The organism is Gallaecimonas xiamenensis 3-C-1 (assembly GCF_000299915.1).
Lineage (GTDB): Bacteria > Pseudomonadota > Gammaproteobacteria > Enterobacterales > Gallaecimonadaceae > Gallaecimonas > Gallaecimonas xiamenensis.
Genome location: NZ_AMRI01000057.1, coordinates 1 through 942, shown reverse-complemented (window position 1 = coordinate 942; position 942 = coordinate 1). Strand labels below are relative to the sequence as shown.

Genomic DNA, 942 nt, shown 5'->3' with positions numbered 1-942 from the left:
GGCCGACGGCAAGGAAACCCGCGAAATCGACGGCCGCCACTACGTGCTGGAAAAGAGCCTGACCGCCGACTTTGCCCTGGTCAGGGCCTGGCAGGCCGACAAGTACGGCAACCTCACCTTCCGCAAGACCGCCATGAACTTCAACCCGATGATGGCCACCGCCGGCACCATCACCGTGGTGGAAGTCGAAGAAATCGTCGACGAGCTGGACCCCCAGTTCATCCACACCCCGGGCATTTACGTGAACCGGGTGATAAAGGGCGAATTTGAAAAGCGCATCGAGCAGCGCACGGTGAGGAGTTAAGCCATGGCACTTTCCCGCGAACAGATGGCGGCCCGGGTCGCCAAGGAACTCAAGGACGGCTACTACGTCAACCTGGGTATCGGCATTCCCACCCTGGTGGCCAACTACATTCCCGACGGCATCGAAGTGATGCTGCAATCGGAAAATGGCCTGTTGGGCATGGGCAGCTTCCCCCTTGAGGCCGACGTGGACGCCGACCTTATCAATGCCGGCAAACAGACGGTGACCACGGTGCCCGGCGCCAGCTTTTTCAACTCCGCCGAGTCCTTTGCCATGATAAGGGGCGGCCATGTGGACTTGACCGTGCTGGGGGCCTTCGAGGTGGATGTCAGCGGCAATATCGCCAGTTGGATGATACCCGGCAAGCTGGTCAAGGGCATGGGCGGCGCCATGGACCTGGTGGCCGGTGCCGACAACATCATCGTCACCATGATGCACGCCGACAAATACGGTAACTCCAAGCTGCTGCCCCAGTGCGAGCTGCCCCTGACCGGGGCCGGTTGCATCAAGAAGGTGCTGACCGACTTGGGGTATTTCGAGATAGAAGACGGCGCCTTTGTGCTTAAGGAGCGGGCCCCTGGGGTCAGCGTCGAGGAGATCCGCGCCAAGACCGCCGGCACGCTTATCGCTGCCGACGA

General features: G+C 61.3%; 2 protein-coding genes. Both read left to right on the top strand.

The genetic code is table 11. From position 1 onward, the window contains the following. A partial coding sequence (locus B3C1_RS19170) for a CoA-transferase (RefSeq protein ID WP_008486894.1) occupies nucleotides 1-304 on the top strand: 304 nt, incomplete at its 5' end. A 3-nt stretch (nucleotides 305-307) separates the two neighbouring features. Then, a partial coding sequence (locus B3C1_RS19165; RefSeq protein WP_008486892.1) for a CoA transferase subunit B occupies nucleotides 308-942 on the top strand: 635 nt, incomplete at its 3' end.